This is a genomic window from Micromonospora sagamiensis (assembly GCF_014680085.1).
Lineage (GTDB): Bacteria > Actinomycetota > Actinomycetes > Mycobacteriales > Micromonosporaceae > Micromonospora > Micromonospora inyonensis.
Genome location: NZ_AP023438.1, coordinates 1,020,444 through 1,037,947, shown reverse-complemented (window position 1 = coordinate 1,037,947; position 17,504 = coordinate 1,020,444). Strand labels below are relative to the sequence as shown.

Below are 17,504 nucleotides of genomic sequence, written 5' to 3'. Positions count from 1 at the left end.
GGCGTCCGGTCGGCGTCGGGGTGTCCCGCTGCTGGTCACCGGGGCGGCGCTGGTGCTGGCGGCGGCGTTCCTGCTCGCCCCGCCGATGGGCACCGACCTGGCCGCCCAGGTCGCCCGTGCCGACTTCGTCGACCGGCACGGCACCACCCCGGTCGACCTCGGCTGGTACGGCGGGGTCCACCAGTACGGCTACAGCCTGCTCACCGCCGGCCTGGGCGCCCTGCTCGGGGTACGGGTCGTCGGCGCGGTCGCCGCGGTGCTCTCCGCCGCCGCGCTGGGCTGGCTGTTCGTCCGGCACCGCGCCCGGCGACCGCTGCTGGCCGGGCTGCTCGGCGCGGTGGTGCTGGTCGGCAACCTGGCCAGCGGCCGGATCACCTTCGCCGTCGGGCTGGCCCTCGGGCTGGCCGCCCTGGTCGCGGTCTCCGCCGAGCGGCCGTCGCGCCCGCTGCGGCTCACCCTGGCCGCGCTGCTCGCCGCGTTCGCCACCTGGGCCAGCCCGGTCGCCGGACTCTTCACCGGTCTGGCCGGCGCGGCGCTGCTGCTGGCCAGCCTGCGACCGGGGACCGGTCCGAACGTCGACGGCCCGCACACCGCGGCGGGTAGGGGCCGGCCGCTGCCCGGCGGCTGGCGGTTCGACCGGCCGCTGGCGGAGAGCCTGACCCTCTGCGTCGCACCGGCGATCGCGCTCGCCCCGATGGCGGTGCTCTTCGGCAACGGCGGCACCCAGCCCTACACCGCCGAGTCGATGCGGATCAACGTGGCGCTGGCCGTGCTGGTCCTGTTCGTGCTGCCCCGGCGGCGCCGGGTGCTGCGCACCGGGGCCGCGCTGGCCGTGCTGCTGCTGGTCGCCGCCCACTACGTGCCCTCCCCGATCGGGTCGAACGCGCTGCGACTGCCGATGCTCTTCGCGCTGCCGGTGCTGGCCGGGTACGCGCCGCTGCCGGTCCGGTGGCTGGCCGCGCTGCTCGCCGCCGCCGTCTGGTGGCAGTCCCCGGTGATGACCTCCGACCTCGGCCGGGCCGGCTCGGCGGAGACGTCCGCCGCCTTCCACCGGCCGCTCGCCGACGAACTGGCCCGCCGCGCCCCGGTCGGGCGGGTCGAGGTGGTGCCGCTGCGCGACCACTGGGAGTCGGCGTACCTGCCGTCGACCGTGCCGCTGGCCCGGGGCTGGGAACGGCAGGTCGACACCGACCGCAACGGGCTCTTCTACCGCACCGGCCTGGACGCCGACACCTACGCCGACTGGCTGCGCCGCAACGCCGTGCAGTACGTCGCTCTCGCCCCGGACAGCGTGCCCGACCGCTGGGCCCGGGAGGAGGCCGCGCTGGTCGCCGGTGGCTTGCCGTACCTGCGCGAGGTGTGGCGCGACGACACCTGGCGGCTCTACGCGGTCGCCGACCCGACGCCGCTGGTGGCCGCCCCCGGTCGGCTGGTCGCCGCCGACCCGGGTCAGGTGCGGTTCACCGCCCCGGCGGACGCCGGTGACCTGCTGGTCCGCGTCCGGTGGTCCCGGTGGCTCAGCCTGGAGGGGCCGGGCGGCTGCCTCACCCGGGGCCCGGACGACTGGATCACCGTCCGGGTCGACCGTGCGGGGGAGTACCGGCTGACCAGTTCACTGCGCCCCCGGGGAGGATGCTGAGGTGACCCGGACGACCGAGGGCGCGTCATCCGCCGGTCACGGGACGGTCCCGGCCGGCGCGGCTCGGCTGCGGCTGGTCCGCTGGGGTGGGCTGGCCGGTGCGGTGCTGCTCGCCGTCGCCTCCTGGCTCGGCGGGGTCTTCCCCGAGTTCCGGCCCGGGGTCACCCCGCTGGGCATCTGGCGGGGCGAACACGGGCCGCTGCTGCTCACCGCCTGGCTGGTCGGCACCGCCGGGCTGGTCGTGGCGTGGTGGACGGCCCGGCACCACGTCCCGTCGACACGCTGGGCGTACCTCACCGCCGGGCTGTGGACACTGCCGCTGCTGGCCAGCGTGCCGACCGGCAGTCGCGACGTCTACTCGTACGCCTGCCAGGGCTGGGTGTACGCCTCCGGTGGTGACCCGTACGCCGGAGGGGTGGCCGCCGCCGGGTGCCCCTGGGTGGACGCGATCTCCCCGATCTGGCGGGACACCGCAGCCCCGTACGGCCCGGTCTTCGTGCTCCTCGCCGGGGCCGCCGCCGCGCTCGGCGGCTCATTGCTCGGCACCGTCGCGCTGCTGCGGGTGGTCGCCGTGCTCGGGGTGCTCCTCACCGCCGCCTGCCTGCCGGCGCTGGCCCGCGCCGCCGGGGTGCCCGCCCAGCGGGCCGTCTGGCTGGTGCTGGCCTGCCCGCTGGTCGGGGTGCACCTGGTCGCCGGGGCGCACAACGACGCGGTGATGGTCGGCCTGCTCCTCGCCGGTCTGCTGCTGGTGGTCCGCCACCCCGGGCAGCGCCCCCGGCTGCTGGCCGGCGGGGCGCTGCTCGGGCTGGCCGTGGCGGTGAAGGTCACCGCGCTGGTGGTGCTGCCCTTCGCGGCCCTGGCCGCGGTGGCGGGCATCGTCACCGTCCGGGCGCTGCTGCGCGACGGGCTCTGGGTGGTCGCCGGGGCGGTGGCCGCCCTGCTGGCCAGCTCGGCGGCCTCCGGGCTCGGGTTCGGCTGGATCGGCGGGCTGACCCGCAGCGGCGACTCCGAGCAGTGGACCTCACCGGCGACCGCCGTGGGGTTCACCGTCGACTACGCCGGCCGGCTGCTCGGCCGGGACCCGAACGCGGTGCCGGTCGTCCGGGCGGTCGCGGTCGTGCTGCTGGCGGTGCTGCTGGTCGCGCTCTGGTTCCGGGCCTGGCACGGGCTGCGCCGGCTCAGCGGCGTCCGGCAGCGGGTGGCCCGGCTGGCCGCCGCGCGGCCCCGCGCGGCGCTGACCGGGGCCGGGCTGGCGCTGGCCGCCACGGTCGCCCTCGCCCCGGTCTTCCACCCCTGGTACGCCGTCTGGCCGCTCGCGGTGCTGGCGGTGGCCGCCACCCGGACCACCTGGTTCCTGGTGCCCTGCGCGGTGGCGTCCTTCCTGACCCTCCCCGACGGCACCAACCTGGCCCGGTTCACCAAGGCCCCCGGTGCCCTCCTGATGACCGCCCTGGTGATCTGGCTCGGGGTGTCGGCCGTCCGCTCCGGTGGTAGCAGGGGCCCCCTGCGGTCGTCTGGTGATGAGCAGGGGTCCCCTGCTACCACCCGGCACCGGTGAGGGTGGTCGAGCCGGTGCCGGTCGACGCCACGGGGCGCGGCAGCTGCGCCCGCACCTTTGCGGAGCCGGAGGCCGTACTCACGATCGAGCCACGGGTGCCCGTCGCCGTGTCGTAGTCGCGGGCCACGGTCCCCGGATTGGCCGGCGCGCCTCTCCGCCGGGCGGTGCCAGGGTGGGGCGGCCGGCGGCTGCGCCGGGCCACGTCGCCGGACCACCCGCGAGGAGACGCATCCGTGACGCGGGGTGACCCCCGCCGCGCTCGCCGCCGACTGGACCGCCGCGCTTCTCGACCAGGTCGCGTCCTTCCAGGTGTCCTCCCGGTTCGCCGCCGAGACCGAGACCATCGCGCTGACCTGGCTGCGGGAGCTGTTCGGGCTGCCGGAGGCATTCGGCGGCGCGCTCGTCGCCAGCGCCACGTTCGCGAACCTGACCGGGCTGGCCGTCGCGACGCACTGGTGGGGGGAGCGGCACGACATCGCCGAACGCCGCGTACGGCCGGCAGGGGTACCGCGCGATGGTCGAGCGCCACCTCGATCTGGCGCAGCACCTGGCCCGACTGGTCGACGCGGCACCCCGGTTGGAACGGCTCGCCGAGGTGCCACTGAGCATCGTCTGCTTCCGCGCCCGCCCGGCCGGTGTGCCGGAGGAGAAGCTGGACGACCTCAACCGTCGGCTCGGTGCCGCACTGCTGGCCGACGGCCGGGTCTACGTCGGCACCACCGTCTACGGCGGCCGGGTGGCGCTGCGTCCGGCGATCGTCAACTGGCGGACCACCGAGGCGGACGTCGACCTGCTCGTCGACGTGGTGCACGACGTGCTCACCCGCGTGCTCGCCGAGTGAGTCGGGCCGGCGCACGCACCCGAGCCGGCAACACCCCCCGACGCGGTGAGGGCCGGCTCCGCGTGGTGCGGAGCCGGCCCTCACCGCTACGGCGGAGCGCGTGGGTGGCTGGTCGCTAGGACGCCTGGCGGATGGGCATGTCGGCCAGCCAGACGTCGGCCAGGTCGCTGAGGGGGACGTCGAGGGCCTGGCTGAGGCAGACCACGGTGCCGAACGCCGGTGCGGGAAGGCGGCCTGCCTCGATCTTGCGCAGCGTCTCGGGGGAGATGCCGGCTGTCAGGGCCACCTCGACGAGGCTGCGGCCGGCGCGCGCGACCCGGAGGGCGGCTCCGAGGCGCTGGCCCGCTGCGATCTGTTCGGGGGTGAGTGGTTGGCGAACCATGCCAGCAGGATAGCCCTCCGGAGCGTCCCCGACTGACGTGGTATAAAAATACCGCATACGGAGAGGGAGGCTGTCGTGATCGAGCTCAAGTCCGCTGAGGAGATCGGCCGGATGGCGGTGGCCGGCCAGTTCGTCGGCGAGCTGCTCGCCGAGCTGAGCGGTGTCGCCGCGGTCGGCGTCAACCTGCTGGACCTCGAACACCTCGCCCGCCGCCGGATCTCCGAACGCGGTGCCGAGTCCTGCTACTGGGACTACGCTCCTTCGTTCGGCCGGGGCCCGTTCCGCAACGTGCTGTGCCTGTCGGTCAACGACGCGGTGCTGCACGGCCTGCCGCACGACTATGTCCTGCGCGACGGTGACCTGCTCAGCATCGACATGGCGGTCGGCATCGACGGCTGGGTCGCCGACTCGGCGCTCTCCGTCGTCGTCGGCACCCCCGACCCGGCCGACCTGAGGCTGATCGAGGCCACCGAGGTCGCACTGGAGGCCGCCATCGCCGCCGCCCAGCCCGGAGGTCGCCTCGGCGACATCTCCGCCGCGATCGGCGAGGTCGCCCACTCCTACGGCTACGGCGTCAACGCCGAGTTCGGCGGGCACGGCATCGGCCGCACCATGCACGAGGCCCCGCACGTCTCCAACAACGGTCGCGCGCGCCGTGGCATGAAACTCGCCCCCGGCCTCACCATCGCCATCGAGCCCTGGTTCTGCCGCTCCACCGACAGGATCAGGTTCGACAACGACGGCTGGACGATCCGCTCCGCCGACGGCTCCCGCACCGCCCACTCCGAACACACGGTCGCCATCACGGATTCCGGCCCCCAGGTCCTGACCCGCCGCCCCACTCACGGCACCACCCCGGTCGATCCCACCAGGAAGCCCGCCACGGCCTCCTGACCCACGGCCCGCCTCGGGGCGTGGCCCAGGGCGTTCCGGGAGGGACCCTCCGCAGCTTCCCGGTAGAGCACGAAGAAGCCCCCGGGATCAGCTTCCCGGGGGCTTCCTCTACGAGCTTCTAGCAGTCGAAGTACATCGCGAACTCGTGCGGGGTCGGGCGCAGGCGCACCGGGTCGACCTCGTTGGCCCGCTTCCAGTCCACCCAGGTGGAGATCAGGTCCGGGGTGAAGACACCGCCGTCGAGCAGGTAGTCGTGGTCGGCCTCGAGCGCGTCGAGCACCTCGGGCAGTGAGCCCGGGACCTGCTTGACGTCGCCCCACTCCTCCGGCGGCAGGTCGTACAGGTCCTTGTCGATCGGCGCCGGCGGCTCGATCTTGCTCTTGATGCCGTCCAGACCGGCCATCATCATCGCCGAGAAGGCGAGGTAGACGTTGGCCGACGGGTCCGGCACGCGGAACTCGACCCGCTTGGCCTTCGGGTTGCTGCCGGTGACCGGGATCCGGGTGCAGGCGGAGCGGTTGCGCTGCGAGTAGACCAGGTTGACCGGCGCCTCGAAGCCCGGCACCAGCCGGCGGTACGAGTTGACCGTCGGGTTGGTGAAGGCCAGCAGCGACGGGGCGTGGTGCAGCAGACCGCCGATGTACCAGCGGGCCATGTCGGACAGGCCGGCGTAACCGGTCTCGTCGTAGAACAGCGGCTCGCCGTTGAGCCAGAGGCTCTGGTGGGTGTGCATGCCGGAGCCGTTGTCGCCGAAGAGCGGCTTGGGCATGAAGGTGGCGGTCTTGCCGTTGGCCCACGTCTCGTTCTTCACGATGTACTTGAAGAGCTGGAGCTGGTCGGCGGCGTGCAGCAGGGTGGAGAACCGGTAGTTGATCTCGGACTGACCGGCGGTGCCCACCTCGTGGTGCGAGCGCTCCACGGTGAAACCGGCGTCGACCAGCCGGCGCACGATGCTGTCGCGCAGGTCGGCGTAGTGGTCGACCGGCGGCACCGGGAAGTAGCCGCCCTTGTACGGGGTCTTGTAGCCGCGGTTGCCGCCCGGCTCCTCACGGCCGCTGTTCCACGCGCCCTCGATCGAGTCGATGTAGTAGAACGACTGGTGCGCGGAGGTCTCGTGGCGGATCGAGTCGAAGATGTAGAACTCCGCCTCGGCGCCGAAGTACGCGGTGTCGGCGATGCCGCTGGCCGCGAGGTACGCCTCGGCCTTCTTCGCCACGTTGCGCGGGTCCCGGGAGTACGCCTCACGGGTGAACGGGTCGTGGATGAAGAAGTTCAGCGCGATGGTCTTCTGCGCGCGGAAGGGATCGATGAAGGCGGTCGCGACGTCCGGGAGCAGGAGCATGTCCGACTCGTGGATCGCCTGGAAGCCCCGGATCGACGACCCGTCGAAGGCGAGGCCCTCGGTGAAGAAGGCGTCGTCCACGGACTCGACCGGCAGGTTGAAGTGCTGCATCACGCCGGGCAGGTCACAGAACCGTACGTCGACGAACTTCACGTCCTCGTTCTTGAGGTATCGCAGGAGTTCCTCGGGATTGGCGAACACACGTCCTCCTGGCACGTCCACGGTTGGCTGACTGCTTGGCGACGCTATGGCCGTGGGGTTGCTCGGCCATGTCCTTACTGTTTCTGCCGTGTTAAGACCCGCTCTGGCTGCTCTTTTGTGCCGGTGAAGGCGGGTGGGGCGCCCTGCGGAGGCGGGTGGGGCACGCCGTCGGGCCGTCCCCGGCCCCCGTTCGGACGATACCCGCCCGGGCCGGCCGGCACCGCCGATCGCCGCCCGGGGCGGTCTCACCCGGGGCCGGAAGCCCGGTCCGGACCGGGCTGATCCGGTGCCGGAAACCCCGGCGACCCGGCGGGGTACGCGTCCCGACTAGCCTTGGCGGCTGTGAGCCTGCCCCATCGCCCGGTGCCGCCCGCCACCGACCCCGACTTCACCGCGCCCAGCCTGGGCCGCCGATTCGGCGCGCTGGTGGTCGACTGGGTGCTCTGCCTGCTGGTGTCGAACTTCTTCGCCGACCCGCTGACCGATGGGTGGGCGCCGGTGCTGGTGCTGGTCGTCGAGTACGGCTTCTTCCTCGGCCTCTTCGCCCAGACCCCGGGCATGTACGTCACCCGGATCCGCTGCCTCTCCTGGGCCGACGGGGGCCGGATCGGCGTCGGCCGTGCGCTGCTGCGCGGTGTGCTGCTCGCCCTGGTCGTCCCCGCTCTGGTGATGGACGAGCACCGGCGCGGCGTACACGACCGGCTGGCCGGCTCGGTGATCGCCGCGGCCCCGCGGTCGACCTAGCCGAGCCGGACGGTGACCGTACCCACCCGGACCTGCGTCGTCCCGGCGGGCAGCAACGCCGCGTCCCGGCCGGCCGGTTGCCACTCGCCGCGCCCGTCGGACCAGCTCAGCGTGGCCCCCGGCTGCGCGACCAGCCACCCCCGCCCGTCCGGTAGGCGGACGACCACCGGCAGGTAGGCCGCCGGGTCCACCACCGGGCCCACCACCACCAACGGAGCCTTGCCGGGCCGGTGCAGGCGGACCAGGGTACGCACCGGATCGGTGCCCATCCGCAGGTCACCGGCGACGATAATCTCACCGGACGGGGCCCGGCCCACCGCGATCCAGTCCATCCCCAACCAGGGTGGGCTCTGCGGTTCGACGTCACCGACCGGCGCCTCCGCCAGCGCCCGGCGTCCCTCGGTGACGTCCGGCAGGCCGCCCGTCGTCTCGCTCCCTCCGAGCACGAGGTACGCCGGCCGGGCGGCCGGGTGGTCCGCGTCCGCCGGTCGGCGCCACCCCAGCCAGCCCCGCTCCGGGGCGGTGCCCGCCGGGTCGGTCAGGTTCCCGATGCCGAGGTACGCGCCGGCGCGCTGCCGGACCGCCACCGTCCAGCGGTCCCGTTGCGGTCCGATGGTGATCAGGGCGGCACCGTCGACGGGCGGCGGCACCGGTTGCCAGTCGTCGCGGGTCACCGCGTCGGCCGTGTACGTGCGGCCCATCGAGTACTCCACCTCGATCCCCACGTCGGGCACCACCAGCGTCGACCGTTCCCGCCCGGTCAGGAACGCCACACTCCGCCAACCGGTACGGTCACCGGAACCGTAGAAGTCGGCCCCCACCTTCTCCGGCCGGCCGTCCACGCCGGTGCCGACGAAGGTCACCAGCACCACCTGGCCCCCCTCGGCCAGCCGCATCCGCTGGGCGACCACCGCCGCCCGCCCGGACTGGGTCGTCCCGGCCCAGGTGACGTGGGCCGGACCGGCCGGCTTCCGGGTGACCCCCAGCCCGCGCAGCGGGGAGTCGTCCCGGGCACGTTCGTGCAGGTCGGTCACCGCACGCAGGTAGTCGCCGTGGCGGGCGAGGTCGCCCCGGGTGGGCCCCGCCAGCAGCCGTTCGCCGATGGCCGCCGCGAGCGTCGTCACCGTGGGCGGTCGGCTCGCGTACCCGGCGGCGGAGAGACCACCGGCCAGGAGTACGACCGCCACGGCCCCGGCCACCGTACGGTGCCGGCGCAGCCGGCGTTGCCCGGCGCGGCGGGCCCGGTCCAGCAGGTCGGCGGGGGGACGGACCGCCCCGGCGGTCAGCGCCAGGGCCTGCCGTACGGCGTCCCGGTCAGGGTCGTTCGTCATCGCGTACTCCTGATCGTCTGGGTGGAGGGGGAACCGGTGTCCGGCAGCGCGTCCCGCAGCTTGGCCAGCCCGCGTGCGGTGTGGCTCTTCACCGCGCCCACCGAGCAGCGCATGATGGCGGCGGTGTCGGCTTCGGAGAGGTCGTCGAGGTAGCGCAACACCACTGCGGCACGTTGCCGGGGCGGCAGCGACCGCAGCGCGGTGAGCACGGCCTGCCGGACCGTGACCTCCTCGGCGTGGTCGCCGACGACCGGCCCCGCCACGTCCGCGAGGGCCGCCTCCCGGCGCCGGCCGCGCCACCGCCAGCGGTCGATGGCCCGGTTGACCAGGATCCGCCGGGCGTACGCGTCCGGCGCCTGCCGGGCCCGCCGCCATCGGGCGTAGAGGCGCTCCAACACCTCCTGGAGCAGGTCCTCCGCGGCGTGCCGGTCGGTGGTCAGCAGGTACGCCGAGCGCAGCAGCGCGGGCGAGCGGGTACGGACGAACTCGTCGAACGAGTCCGTGTCAGCCGGGGTGACAGCGTCGAGGTCTTCCATCACCGGTAATGACGACGGCGCCCCGCCGAGGGTTTACCTCGTGGCGGGGCGCCGTCGGTGGATCGTGCCGGAAGCGGGCTCAGCGGCCCCGCATCTGGCGGAACTGGCCCTTGCTGGGCCGCATGTTCTTCGGGATGGCACCCTTCGGCAACTGCGGCCGGGCGGTGAGCGCCTTGAGCCGCTTGTCCAGGGCGTTGACGTCCTTGCCGCTGAGGTTGCGGGGCAGCCGCATCAGCGTCATGCGCAGCTTGCGGATCGGCAGTTCGCCCTCGTCGTTGCCGATCATGTAGTCGTACAGCGGAGCGCTGCCGATCACCTTGGACAGGCGTCGCTTCTCCTGGCCGAGCAGGCCGCGCACCCGCTGCGGGTGGCCCTCGGCGAGGAGGATCACCCCGGGCCGGCCGATGACCAGGTGCACCATGTCCATCTGCGTGGTGGAGCTGACCGCCGGGGTGACCCGCCAGTCACCACGCATGTTCTCCATGATCGAGGCCGCTGCGCCCGGCTGCCCCTCGGCGGAGTTCATCATCGCCCGGTTGGACCGCAGGTTGAGCACGATCAGCACGGCGAGCAGGGTGAACAGGATGCCCAGCGGCAGCCAGAGCCAGCCCCAGTTCAGCACCGCGACCACGGTCAGCGCGAGCGGGATCAGCACCGCGCCGGCGACCAGTGGGGCGAACCAGCGGTCCTGCTTGGCGGTGAAACTGAACACCATCCCGATCTGCTTCAGCCGCTGGCCGAACGAGACCTTCTCCTGGGGCTTTGCCATGGCGCAAAGTGTAGTGGTCGCCGCACGGGCCGATCACCACGGCCGGCAGCCCGCCGGTCAGCCGGCGGCGGGGCGGGGGAACACCGGTGCCGCCCGGCCGGTCCCGTGCTGGCCGGTGGCCTTCTCCTCGTGGTATTCCTCCTCGACGTTGACCGCCCAGATGTCGTGGCCGGCGTCGTCGAGGATGTTCTCCGCCGTGAGCATCGCGGTGAGCATCGAGTGGTCCTGGTTGTTGTAGCGGTGCATGCCGTTGCGTCCGACCGGGTGCACGTTCGGCACCGCCTCGGCCAGCCACCGGCGGATCGTGTCGACGGCCTGTTCGTACCCCTCGTCGTAGACCGGGTAGGCCTTCGGCATCCGGACCACGTACCCGGTCCGGACCGCGCCCGGCCGGACCAGGCCGAGCCGCTCCAGCTCGGCGGTGCCGAGCGCGACGAGATCCTCGTCGGTCGACGTCCACAGGTCGTCGCCGGCGTTGACGAAGTACTCCAGACCCAGGCAGGTCGTCCCGTCCTGCACCAGGTACGGCGACCAGGAGCCGAAGTTCTGGATCCGGCCGACCCGTACCCCCGGGGTGTGCACGTAGATCCAGTTGTCCGGGAAGCCGGCCTCGGCCGGCACCACCAGGGCCACGGTGAGGAAGTCCCGGTGGCGCAGCGCGTCGGCGGCCGCCCGCACCGGCTCCGGGGCGGGCGGATCCATCGCCCGGACCAGGTCCGAGATCGGCATGCTGGAGACGACGTGGTCGACCTCGATCCGGCGGTGGCCGTCCGGGTCGGCGACGGTCACCGCCACCGCGCGCCCGTCGGCCCGGTGCACGGTACGCGCCCAGGTGTTCATGGTGACCGTGCCGCCGGCCTTGGCGACCAGCTCGGCGCAGCGTTCCCACATCATCCCCGGTCCGTACTTCGGGTACTGGAACTCCTCGATCAGGCTGGTGATGTCCGTCTGGTTGCGTTTCGGCAGCAGCGCGTTGCGCACCGCCCCGGCCAGCGAGAGGTTCCTGATCCGCTGGGCCGCCCAGTCGGCCTGCAACTCGGTCGCCGGTATCCCCCAGACCTTCTCGGTGTAGGTCTTGAAGAACATCCGGTACAGCCGGGTGCCGAAGCGGGCGGAGACCCACCCCTCGAAGTGGCTCTGGTCCTTCGGCGGCCGGATCCGGGTCCAGACGTACGACCCGACGCAGCGCACCGCCTCGACGACCCCCAGGTTGCCGAGCGCGTTGCCGGCGCGCAACGGGTAGTCGAAGAGTCGGCCCCGGTAGTGGATCCGGCTCATCCGGGGCCGCAGCAGGAAGTCGCTGTCCGGCAGGACCTCGTGCCAGAACTCCTCGACCCGCGAGACCTTGGTGAAGAACCGGTGCCCGCCGATGTCGAACCGCCAGCCGTCGCGCTCCACGGTGCGACTGATGCCGCCCACCACGTCGTCGGCCTCGAAGACCTCGACCGGCGCGTTGCGTCGGGTCAGCTCGTAGGCGGCGGTGAGGCCGGCGGGACCGGCTCCGATGACGACGGTGTGCGGCGGCGTGGCCATGAGATAAATTCATCACCTTCGACGTGTGTGGGCAACCGTCAAATCGAAGGGTGGGACGGCGTGGCCGCGGGCGGGACGCGCGGAATCTAGCACGCCGTAGCGGAGAGTGTTCGGCCCGACACGGTGACGTGCCGGGCCGGGGCGGGGATCAGCCGACCGGACTGGCCGCGCGCGCGTCGAGGGCCTGCCGGTAGAGACGGCCGGCCCGGTACGACGAGCGCACCAGCGGCCCGCTCATCACCCCGGCGAACCCGATCTCCTCGGCCTCGGAGCGCAGCTCGACGAATTCCTCCGGCTTGACCCAGCGCTCGACCGGGTGGTGGCGCGGGGTGGGGCGCAGGTACTGCGTGATGGTGATCAGTTCGCAGCCCGCCTCGTGCAGGTCGCGCAGCGCCTGGGAAACCTCGGCGCGCTCCTCGCCCATGCCGAGGATCAGGTTGCTCTTGGTGACCAGACCGGCGGCGCGCGCCTGCCGGATCACGTCCAGGGAACGGTCGTAGCGGAACGCCGGCCGGATCCGCTTGAAGATCCGGGGTACCGTCTCGACGTTGTGCGCGAGCACCTCCGGCCCGGACCCGAAGACCTCGGCGAGCTGGTCGGGCACCGCGTTGAAGTCCGGGATCAGCAGCTCGACGCCGCAGCCGGCCTGGAGGGCGTGGATCTGCCGGACCGTCTCGGCGTAGAGCCACGCGCCGCCGTCGGGCAGGTCGTCCCGGGCGACGCCGGTGATGGTCGCGTAGCGCAGCCCCATCGTGGCCACCGACTCGGCGACCCGGCGCGGCTCGTCGGCGTCGAAGTCGGCCGGCTTGCCGGTGTCGATCTGGCAGAAGTCGCAGCGCCGGGTGCACTGGTCACCGCCGATGAGGAAGGTGGCCTCCCGGTCCTCCCAGCACTCGTAGATGTTGGGGCAGCCGGCCTCCTGGCAGACGGTGTGCAGCCCCTCCCGGGAGACCAGCCCGCGCAGGGACGTGTACTCCGGCCCCATCTTGGCCTTGACCTTGATCCACGGTGGCTTGCGTTCGATCGGCGTCTCCGCGTTGCGTGCCTCGATCCGCAGCAGGCGCCGCCCCTCCGGGGCGACGGTGGCGGAGCGCGGAGCCTGGGTGGTGGTCGGCGCGGACTGCTCGATGGTCACGCGATCGAGCCTACGCCCGCTGGCGCCTGTCGATGCACATCGGGCGACCGGCGTCACGCCCCCGGACACGTGAGGCCACTCACCCGGCTACCGCCGGGAAAACGCTGTCGGTGTCGACGGTGTGGCGGTAGCGTGCCCGACGAGTGACGACGGAGCCGAGTAGCGCGCCGACGACGTCAGTACAGAGAGCCGCCGAAGTGCTGCGAGGCGGTCTGGCGGCGGTGCGTGAAGACCCTCCCGAGCTGCGGGAAGAACGGCGGCGGGACGCCCCGCGCCCAGTAGACCCCGCCCGGCTGGCCCCGGTGAAAAGGCGACGAACGAGGCTCCCGCCCACGGCGGGGGCGAAGGTGTGGTGGCACCGCGAGGTTCCCGCTCGCCCACACCTCCCTGGGGATCGCGTTGCGATTGATCGAGGAGGTAACCAGCGTGCAACGCATCCTTTCCGCCCAACTTCCCGCCCACGTCGGCGCGACCGTCCGGATCGCCGGCTGGACCCACCGCCGCCGGCTGCTCAAGTCGGTGGCCTTCCTGATCGTCCGGGACGCCGCCGGGACGGCCCAGGTGGTGGTCACCGACCCGGCCGTGCGCGCGGCCGTCGAGGCGTTGGCCGAGGAGACCGTCGTCGAGGTGGTCGGCACGGTCACCGCCAACCCGACGGCCCCCGCCGGGGTCGAGCTGACCGACCCGACGGTACGACCACTCGGCCCGCCGGCCGTACCGCCGCCGTTCGACCTGTTCCGGCCGACCCTGAGCGCGACCCTGCCGACGCAGCTCGACCACGCCCCGGTGGCCCTACGCCACCCGCGTCGGTCGGCGGCGCTGCGCGTCGCGGCGGCGGCGGTCGCCGGCTTCCGGGCCACCCTGGACGCCCGGGGCTTCGTGGAGGTCCACACCCCGAAGATCGTCGGCTCGTCCACCGAGAGCGGGGCGAACGTCTTCGCCCTGGACTACTTCGGGCGGCCGGCCTACCTGGCCCAGTCGCCGCAGTTCTACAAGCAGCTCCTGGTCGGCGTCCTCGAACGCGTCTACGAGGTCGGGCCGGTGTTCCGCGCCGAGCCGCACGACACCGCCCGGCACCTGGCCCAGTACACCTCGCTCGACGCCGAGCTGGGCTTCGTCACCGACCACCGGGACGTCATGACCGTGCTCCGGGACACCCTCGCCGGGCTCCTCGACACCGTCGCCGACCGGGCCGGGCCGGCGTTGACGCTGCTCGACGCGGCCGTCCCACCGGTGCCGGCGGAGATCCCCGCCGTGCACTTCACCGAGGCGCTGGCCATCGCGGGCGCTCCGGCCGACGAGCCCGACCTCGCCCCGGCGCACGAACGGGCTCTGGGCGAGTGGGCCCGGCGTGAACACGGCTCCGACTTCCTCTTCGTCACCGGGTACCCGATGGCGAAACGCCCCTTCTACACCCACCCCGACCCGGCCCGCCCGGCCTACTCGAACGGGTTCGACCTGCTGTTCCGGGGCGTCGAGCTGGTCACCGGCGGGCAGCGGCTGCACCGGCACGCGGACTACCTGGCGGCGTTGGCCGAACGGGGCGAGCCGGTCGAGCCGTACGCGGACTACGTCGACGCGTTCCGACACGGCATGCCGCCGCACGGTGGCTTCGCCATCGGCCTGGAACGCCTGGTCGCCCGCCTCGTCGGTGCGGCCAACGTCCGCGAGGTGACCGCCTTCCCCCGCGACCTGCACCGGCTGACGCCGTAGCCCTCGCCCCGCACCGCCCCGGCCGCCCGCCACCGGGCCGGGGTGGTGCGGGGCGGGGTGAGGTGGAAGCAGGGGACCCCTGTTACCGGATTTTGGTGAGGAGGGGTCCCCTGCAACCACCCAAGCGCAGCGGAGCGCCGGTGCAGCGGCAACGCGGAGCGGCAGTGCGGCGACAGCACGAAGCGCCGGTGTAGCGGCAGCGCGACCTAGCGCTGCCGCTACACCGGCGCGAGCGGGAGGAGGGGTGGGTTCAGCCGAGCAGGGTGGGCAGGTGCCGCTCGACCACCGGAAGCGCGTCGGCCACGGTGACCGGGCGGCCCAGCTCGGCGCTGAGCGAGGTGACACCCGCGTCCCGGATGCCGCACGGCACGATCCGGTCGAAGTACGTCAGGTCGCAGTCGCAGTTGAGCGAGAAGCCGTGCTGGGTGACGCCCCGGGAGACCCGGATGCCGATGGCCGCGACCTTGCGGGCCGGACCCCGGTCGTCGGCCGGCACCCAGACCCCGCTGCGTCCGTCCACCCGGTCGGCGGCCAGCCCGAATTCGGCGCAGACGTCGATCAGCAGCTGCTCGGTCCGGCGTACGTAGGCGACCACGTCCACCGGGTCGGGCAGCCGCACGATCGGGTAGCCGACGAGCTGACCCGGCCCGTGCCAGGTGATCTTGCCGCCCCGGTCCACGTCGATCACCGGGGTGCCGTCCATCGGGCGGTCCCAGGGCTCGGTGCGCTTGCCGGCGGTGTAGACGCTCGGGTGCTCCAGCAGCAGCACGGTGTCGGGGCTCGCCCCGGCCACCACCGCCTCGTGCAGCCGGCGCTGCTCGTCCCAGGCAGCCTGGTAGTCGAGGGAACCCGCACGGACAGCGGTCAGGCCGGACGTCGTCGTGGTCACGTCGTCCAGCGTAGTACCGGCCGGACCCGCCGCCCCCGGTGAGCCGTCTCACCCGGCCCGCCACGGTCGGCCGGCGGGGCGTCCGGTTCGGGCTCAGGCCGGTGGGATCGTCCACAGCCAGACGTCGTGGACCCGCTGGGGAGGACCGAGCAGCTCGGTGGCCGCCCGGCGCAGCGACTCCTCGTCGAGGTCGTACTTCGCGCCGTGCACCCGGTCGGCGAGGACCACCGCCTCGACCCGCCAGCGCCGCAGGTCCTCCCGGACCAGCTCCCGGGTGCCCTCGGTGACGATCGGCACCCGTCCGGTCCGTCCGGCCTGGTCCATCAGCGAGTCGAAGGTACGCGGCACCGGCCCGATCCGACCCCGCCCGTCCGGTCCGCCGGGGCCGAGGAAGAAGCCGGCCGGCAGGGCGAACTCACCCTGCCGGTGGGACAGGGCGTACGCCTGCCAGCGCTGCCCGTCCGGGGTGACGTCCACCGTCAGCGGGATCGGGGTCAGCACCCCGCCGGGGGAGACGTGCTCGCGCCAGGTGCCGGTGGTGATGAACTCCGGGATCGGCTCCCGGGCGACGGTCAGCAGCGGGGTGGGCACCAGCGGCAGCAGCGCCACGGCGTACCCGACCGCCCAGGCCAGCCCGGTCGACCGGTGCCGGGGTGGATCGGTGCGCAGCCGGTCGACGGTGTACGCCAGCAGCAGCCCGATCACCGGGGCGACCACCAGCGCCAACCGGGCCGGCAGCGCGGCGTTGATCACCGGTAGTCGGCCCAGCCATTCGAAGGGCAGCGTGACGCCCGTCCGCTCGCCGTCGACGACGGCCTGCGGCCCCCAGGAGAGCACGGTGAACACCACGGCGGTCACCCCGAGCGCGAGGAGGGTGGCCCGGCGGGCGGCGACGGCGTGCCGCCAGAGGAAGCCGAAGCAGACCAGGGCGAGCAGCAGCAACGGGATGCCGAAGAACGAGTTCTCCTCGGTCGGGTTCGGGGCCAGCGAGGTGCCGAGACCGGCCTCGCCCGCCACCGACCGGCGCGGGTACGCCAGGTACGCCGCCATGTCCTCGGAGTGGACCACCGGGTCGAACCCGGTGCCGTGGAACCGCTGCGGCCCGGCGAAGTGCAGCCAGAGCGGGTACGCCAGGAGCACCCCGGCGACCACGGCGGTGACCGCGGTGCCGCGCAGGAAGTCCGGCAGCGCGGCCCGGACCGTGGCCCGGTTCGCGGGGTGCGCCGCCCAGACGGCGAGGAAGACGGCGAGGGCGAGCGCGGTGAAGAACAGCCCCTCGGCGGCGATCGAGAACGCGACCGCGACCAGCACCCCGAAGATCGCCCCGTTGCGCAGCCAGCGGCCCGGCTGACGGAGCGCGAACAGCCGCCAGACCAGCAGCGGCACCAGCCAGCCTGCGGTCCAGTTCAGGTGCGCGTTGGCGTGCGAGACCATGCCGGGGGAGAAGGCGATCACCAGTGCCCCGGCGCCGGCCGCGAGCCGGGTGCGCACCAGGTGTCGGGAGAGCAGCCAGTACCAGGCCAGCGCGGTCGCGGCCAGGTTGAGGGTGAGGATCACCAGGAACGTCGCGGGCGGGCCGATCAGGTACGTCAGCGGCGCGAACACCGCCGCGTACACGGTGATCGAGGTGTTGACCGCGAGGTTGACCCCGTCCGGGACGTTGAGCAGGTACGTGAAGAGCGGGTTGTCGCCGTGGGTGAGCGCGTGCGCGCCGAAGGCCAGCAGCCACTCGAAGAGAGCCTGGTCGCTGGAGTTGACGGTGATCGCCCGTCCGTTCGGGTCCCACCAGAGTCCGCTGGTCACCCAGACCGCCAGGACGAGCGCGACCAGCGCCATCACCAGGTCCGCCCGCCGGCTCCGGGTCGGTGCGGACGACGGTGCGGGTGGCCCGGTGACCAGGGACGGGGAAGTCGGCACGGAGCGGACGTTACCAACCGTCCGGGGACAGACCGGCCGGACACGGAACCTCCGGGAGCGCGGCGGTGGGCGGGGCGAGG

Annotated in this window: 15 protein-coding genes; 6 read left to right on the top strand and 9 right to left on the bottom strand. The window is 73.3% G+C overall.

What is annotated here, in order from left to right:
* Positions 1-85: 85 nt before the first annotated feature.
* The 3 genes from IGA62_RS04160 (at position 86) to IGA62_RS04150 (ending at position 4,038) form a co-directional block, all read left to right on the top strand.
* On the top strand, positions 86-1,639 hold the full coding sequence (locus tag IGA62_RS04160) for a hypothetical protein (RefSeq protein WP_232625038.1): 1,554 nt from the start codon (positions 86-88) through the stop codon (positions 1,637-1,639).
* A gap of 1 nt (position 1,640) precedes the next feature.
* A complete protein-coding gene (gene mptB / locus IGA62_RS04155; RefSeq protein WP_145816173.1) occupies positions 1,641-3,197 on the top strand; it encodes a polyprenol phosphomannose-dependent alpha 1,6 mannosyltransferase MptB in 1,557 nt (518 codons plus the stop codon).
* A 514-nt stretch (positions 3,198-3,711) separates the two neighbouring features.
* Positions 3,712-4,038 (top strand): hypothetical protein, encoded by a 327-nt coding sequence (locus tag IGA62_RS04150; RefSeq protein WP_186499749.1) that lies wholly within the window; start codon positions 3,712-3,714, stop codon positions 4,036-4,038.
* Positions 4,039-4,153: 115 nt separating this feature from the next.
* Here the strand turns inward: IGA62_RS04150 and IGA62_RS04145 are convergent, their stop codons facing one another.
* A complete protein-coding gene (locus IGA62_RS04145; RefSeq protein ID WP_145816174.1) occupies positions 4,154-4,420 on the bottom strand; it encodes a helix-turn-helix domain-containing protein in 267 nt (88 codons plus the stop codon).
* Positions 4,421-4,495: 75 nt separating this feature from the next.
* Here IGA62_RS04145 and map point away from each other — a divergent pair, with 75 nt between their 5' ends.
* Entirely contained in the window at positions 4,496-5,314 is an 819-nt protein-coding gene (gene map / locus IGA62_RS04140) for a type I methionyl aminopeptidase (protein ID WP_145816175.1), read from the top strand.
* A gap of 118 nt (positions 5,315-5,432) precedes the next feature.
* Here map and glnA read toward each other — a convergent pair whose 3' ends face one another.
* The gene (gene glnA, locus IGA62_RS04135; protein WP_145816176.1) at positions 5,433-6,857 is read right to left on the bottom strand and encodes a type I glutamate--ammonia ligase; all 1,425 of its coding nucleotides are present in this window, start codon (positions 6,855-6,857) and stop codon (positions 5,433-5,435) included.
* A 342-nt stretch (positions 6,858-7,199) separates the two neighbouring features.
* Between glnA and IGA62_RS04130 the strand changes: the two genes are divergently transcribed.
* A complete protein-coding gene (locus IGA62_RS04130; protein WP_145816177.1) occupies positions 7,200-7,601 on the top strand; it encodes an RDD family protein in 402 nt (133 codons plus the stop codon).
* Here the strand turns inward: IGA62_RS04130 and IGA62_RS04125 are convergent.
* The 5 genes from IGA62_RS04125 to lipA form a co-directional block, all read right to left on the bottom strand.
* On the bottom strand, positions 7,598-8,932 hold the full coding sequence (locus tag IGA62_RS04125) for a hypothetical protein (protein ID WP_145816178.1): 1,335 nt from the start codon (positions 8,930-8,932) through the stop codon (positions 7,598-7,600). The genes IGA62_RS04130 and IGA62_RS04125 overlap by 4 nt on opposite strands.
* Positions 8,929-9,468, bottom strand: coding sequence for a SigE family RNA polymerase sigma factor (locus IGA62_RS04120; RefSeq protein WP_145816179.1), 540 nt, complete (start codon positions 9,466-9,468; stop codon positions 8,929-8,931). Before IGA62_RS04120 ends, IGA62_RS04125 begins: the two co-directional genes overlap by 4 nt.
* 79 nt (positions 9,469-9,547) lie before the next feature.
* Positions 9,548-10,237 (bottom strand): DUF4191 domain-containing protein, encoded by a 690-nt coding sequence (locus tag IGA62_RS04115; RefSeq protein ID WP_145816180.1) that lies wholly within the window; start codon positions 10,235-10,237, stop codon positions 9,548-9,550.
* A 57-nt stretch (positions 10,238-10,294) separates the two neighbouring features.
* Complete coding sequence (locus tag IGA62_RS04110) at positions 10,295-11,770, bottom strand: NAD(P)/FAD-dependent oxidoreductase (RefSeq protein ID WP_145816181.1); 1,476 nt, start codon at positions 11,768-11,770, stop codon at positions 10,295-10,297.
* A gap of 148 nt (positions 11,771-11,918) precedes the next feature.
* The gene (gene lipA, locus IGA62_RS04105; protein WP_145816182.1) at positions 11,919-12,905 is read right to left on the bottom strand and encodes a lipoyl synthase; all 987 of its coding nucleotides are present in this window, start codon (positions 12,903-12,905) and stop codon (positions 11,919-11,921) included.
* 426 nt (positions 12,906-13,331) lie between these two features.
* On the opposite strand from lipA, the gene aspS reads away from it, so the two are divergent.
* Complete coding sequence (aspS, locus tag IGA62_RS04100; RefSeq protein WP_145816183.1) at positions 13,332-14,618, top strand: aspartate--tRNA(Asn) ligase; 1,287 nt, start codon at positions 13,332-13,334, stop codon at positions 14,616-14,618.
* Between the two features lie 250 nt (positions 14,619-14,868).
* Here aspS and lipB read toward each other — a convergent pair whose 3' ends face one another.
* Together lipB and IGA62_RS04090 are read right to left on the bottom strand one after the other, a co-directional pair.
* Entirely contained in the window at positions 14,869-15,507 is a 639-nt protein-coding gene (gene lipB / locus IGA62_RS04095; RefSeq protein WP_145816184.1) for a lipoyl(octanoyl) transferase LipB, read from the bottom strand.
* 93 nt (positions 15,508-15,600) lie between these two features.
* Positions 15,601-17,424: a glycosyltransferase family protein gene (locus IGA62_RS04090; protein WP_145816185.1), complete on the bottom strand. Its 1,824-nt coding sequence runs from the start codon at positions 17,422-17,424 to the stop codon at positions 15,601-15,603.
* Positions 17,425-17,504: the final 80 nt, after the last annotated feature.

What these genes read in the sequence shown, in the direction of transcription:
- IGA62_RS04110 (WP_145816181.1), bottom strand. Translation starts at nt 11,770, where the DNA reads ATGGCCACGCCGCCGCACACCGTCGTCATCGGAGCCGGTCCCGCCGGC.
- IGA62_RS04145 (WP_145816174.1), bottom strand. Translation starts at nt 4,420, where the DNA reads ATGGTTCGCCAACCACTCACCCCCGAACAGATCGCAGCGGGCCAGCGC.
- IGA62_RS04125 (WP_145816178.1), bottom strand. Translation starts at nt 8,932, where the DNA reads ATGACGAACGACCCTGACCGGGACGCCGTACGGCAGGCCCTGGCGCTG.
- IGA62_RS04150 (WP_186499749.1), top strand. Translation starts at nt 3,712, where the DNA reads ATGGTCGAGCGCCACCTCGATCTGGCGCAGCACCTGGCCCGACTGGTC.
- IGA62_RS04160 (WP_232625038.1), top strand. Translation starts at nt 86, where the DNA reads ATGGGCACCGACCTGGCCGCCCAGGTCGCCCGTGCCGACTTCGTCGAC.
- IGA62_RS04120 (WP_145816179.1), bottom strand. Translation starts at nt 9,468, where the DNA reads ATGGAAGACCTCGACGCTGTCACCCCGGCTGACACGGACTCGTTCGAC.
- IGA62_RS04115 (WP_145816180.1), bottom strand. Translation starts at nt 10,237, where the DNA reads ATGGCAAAGCCCCAGGAGAAGGTCTCGTTCGGCCAGCGGCTGAAGCAG.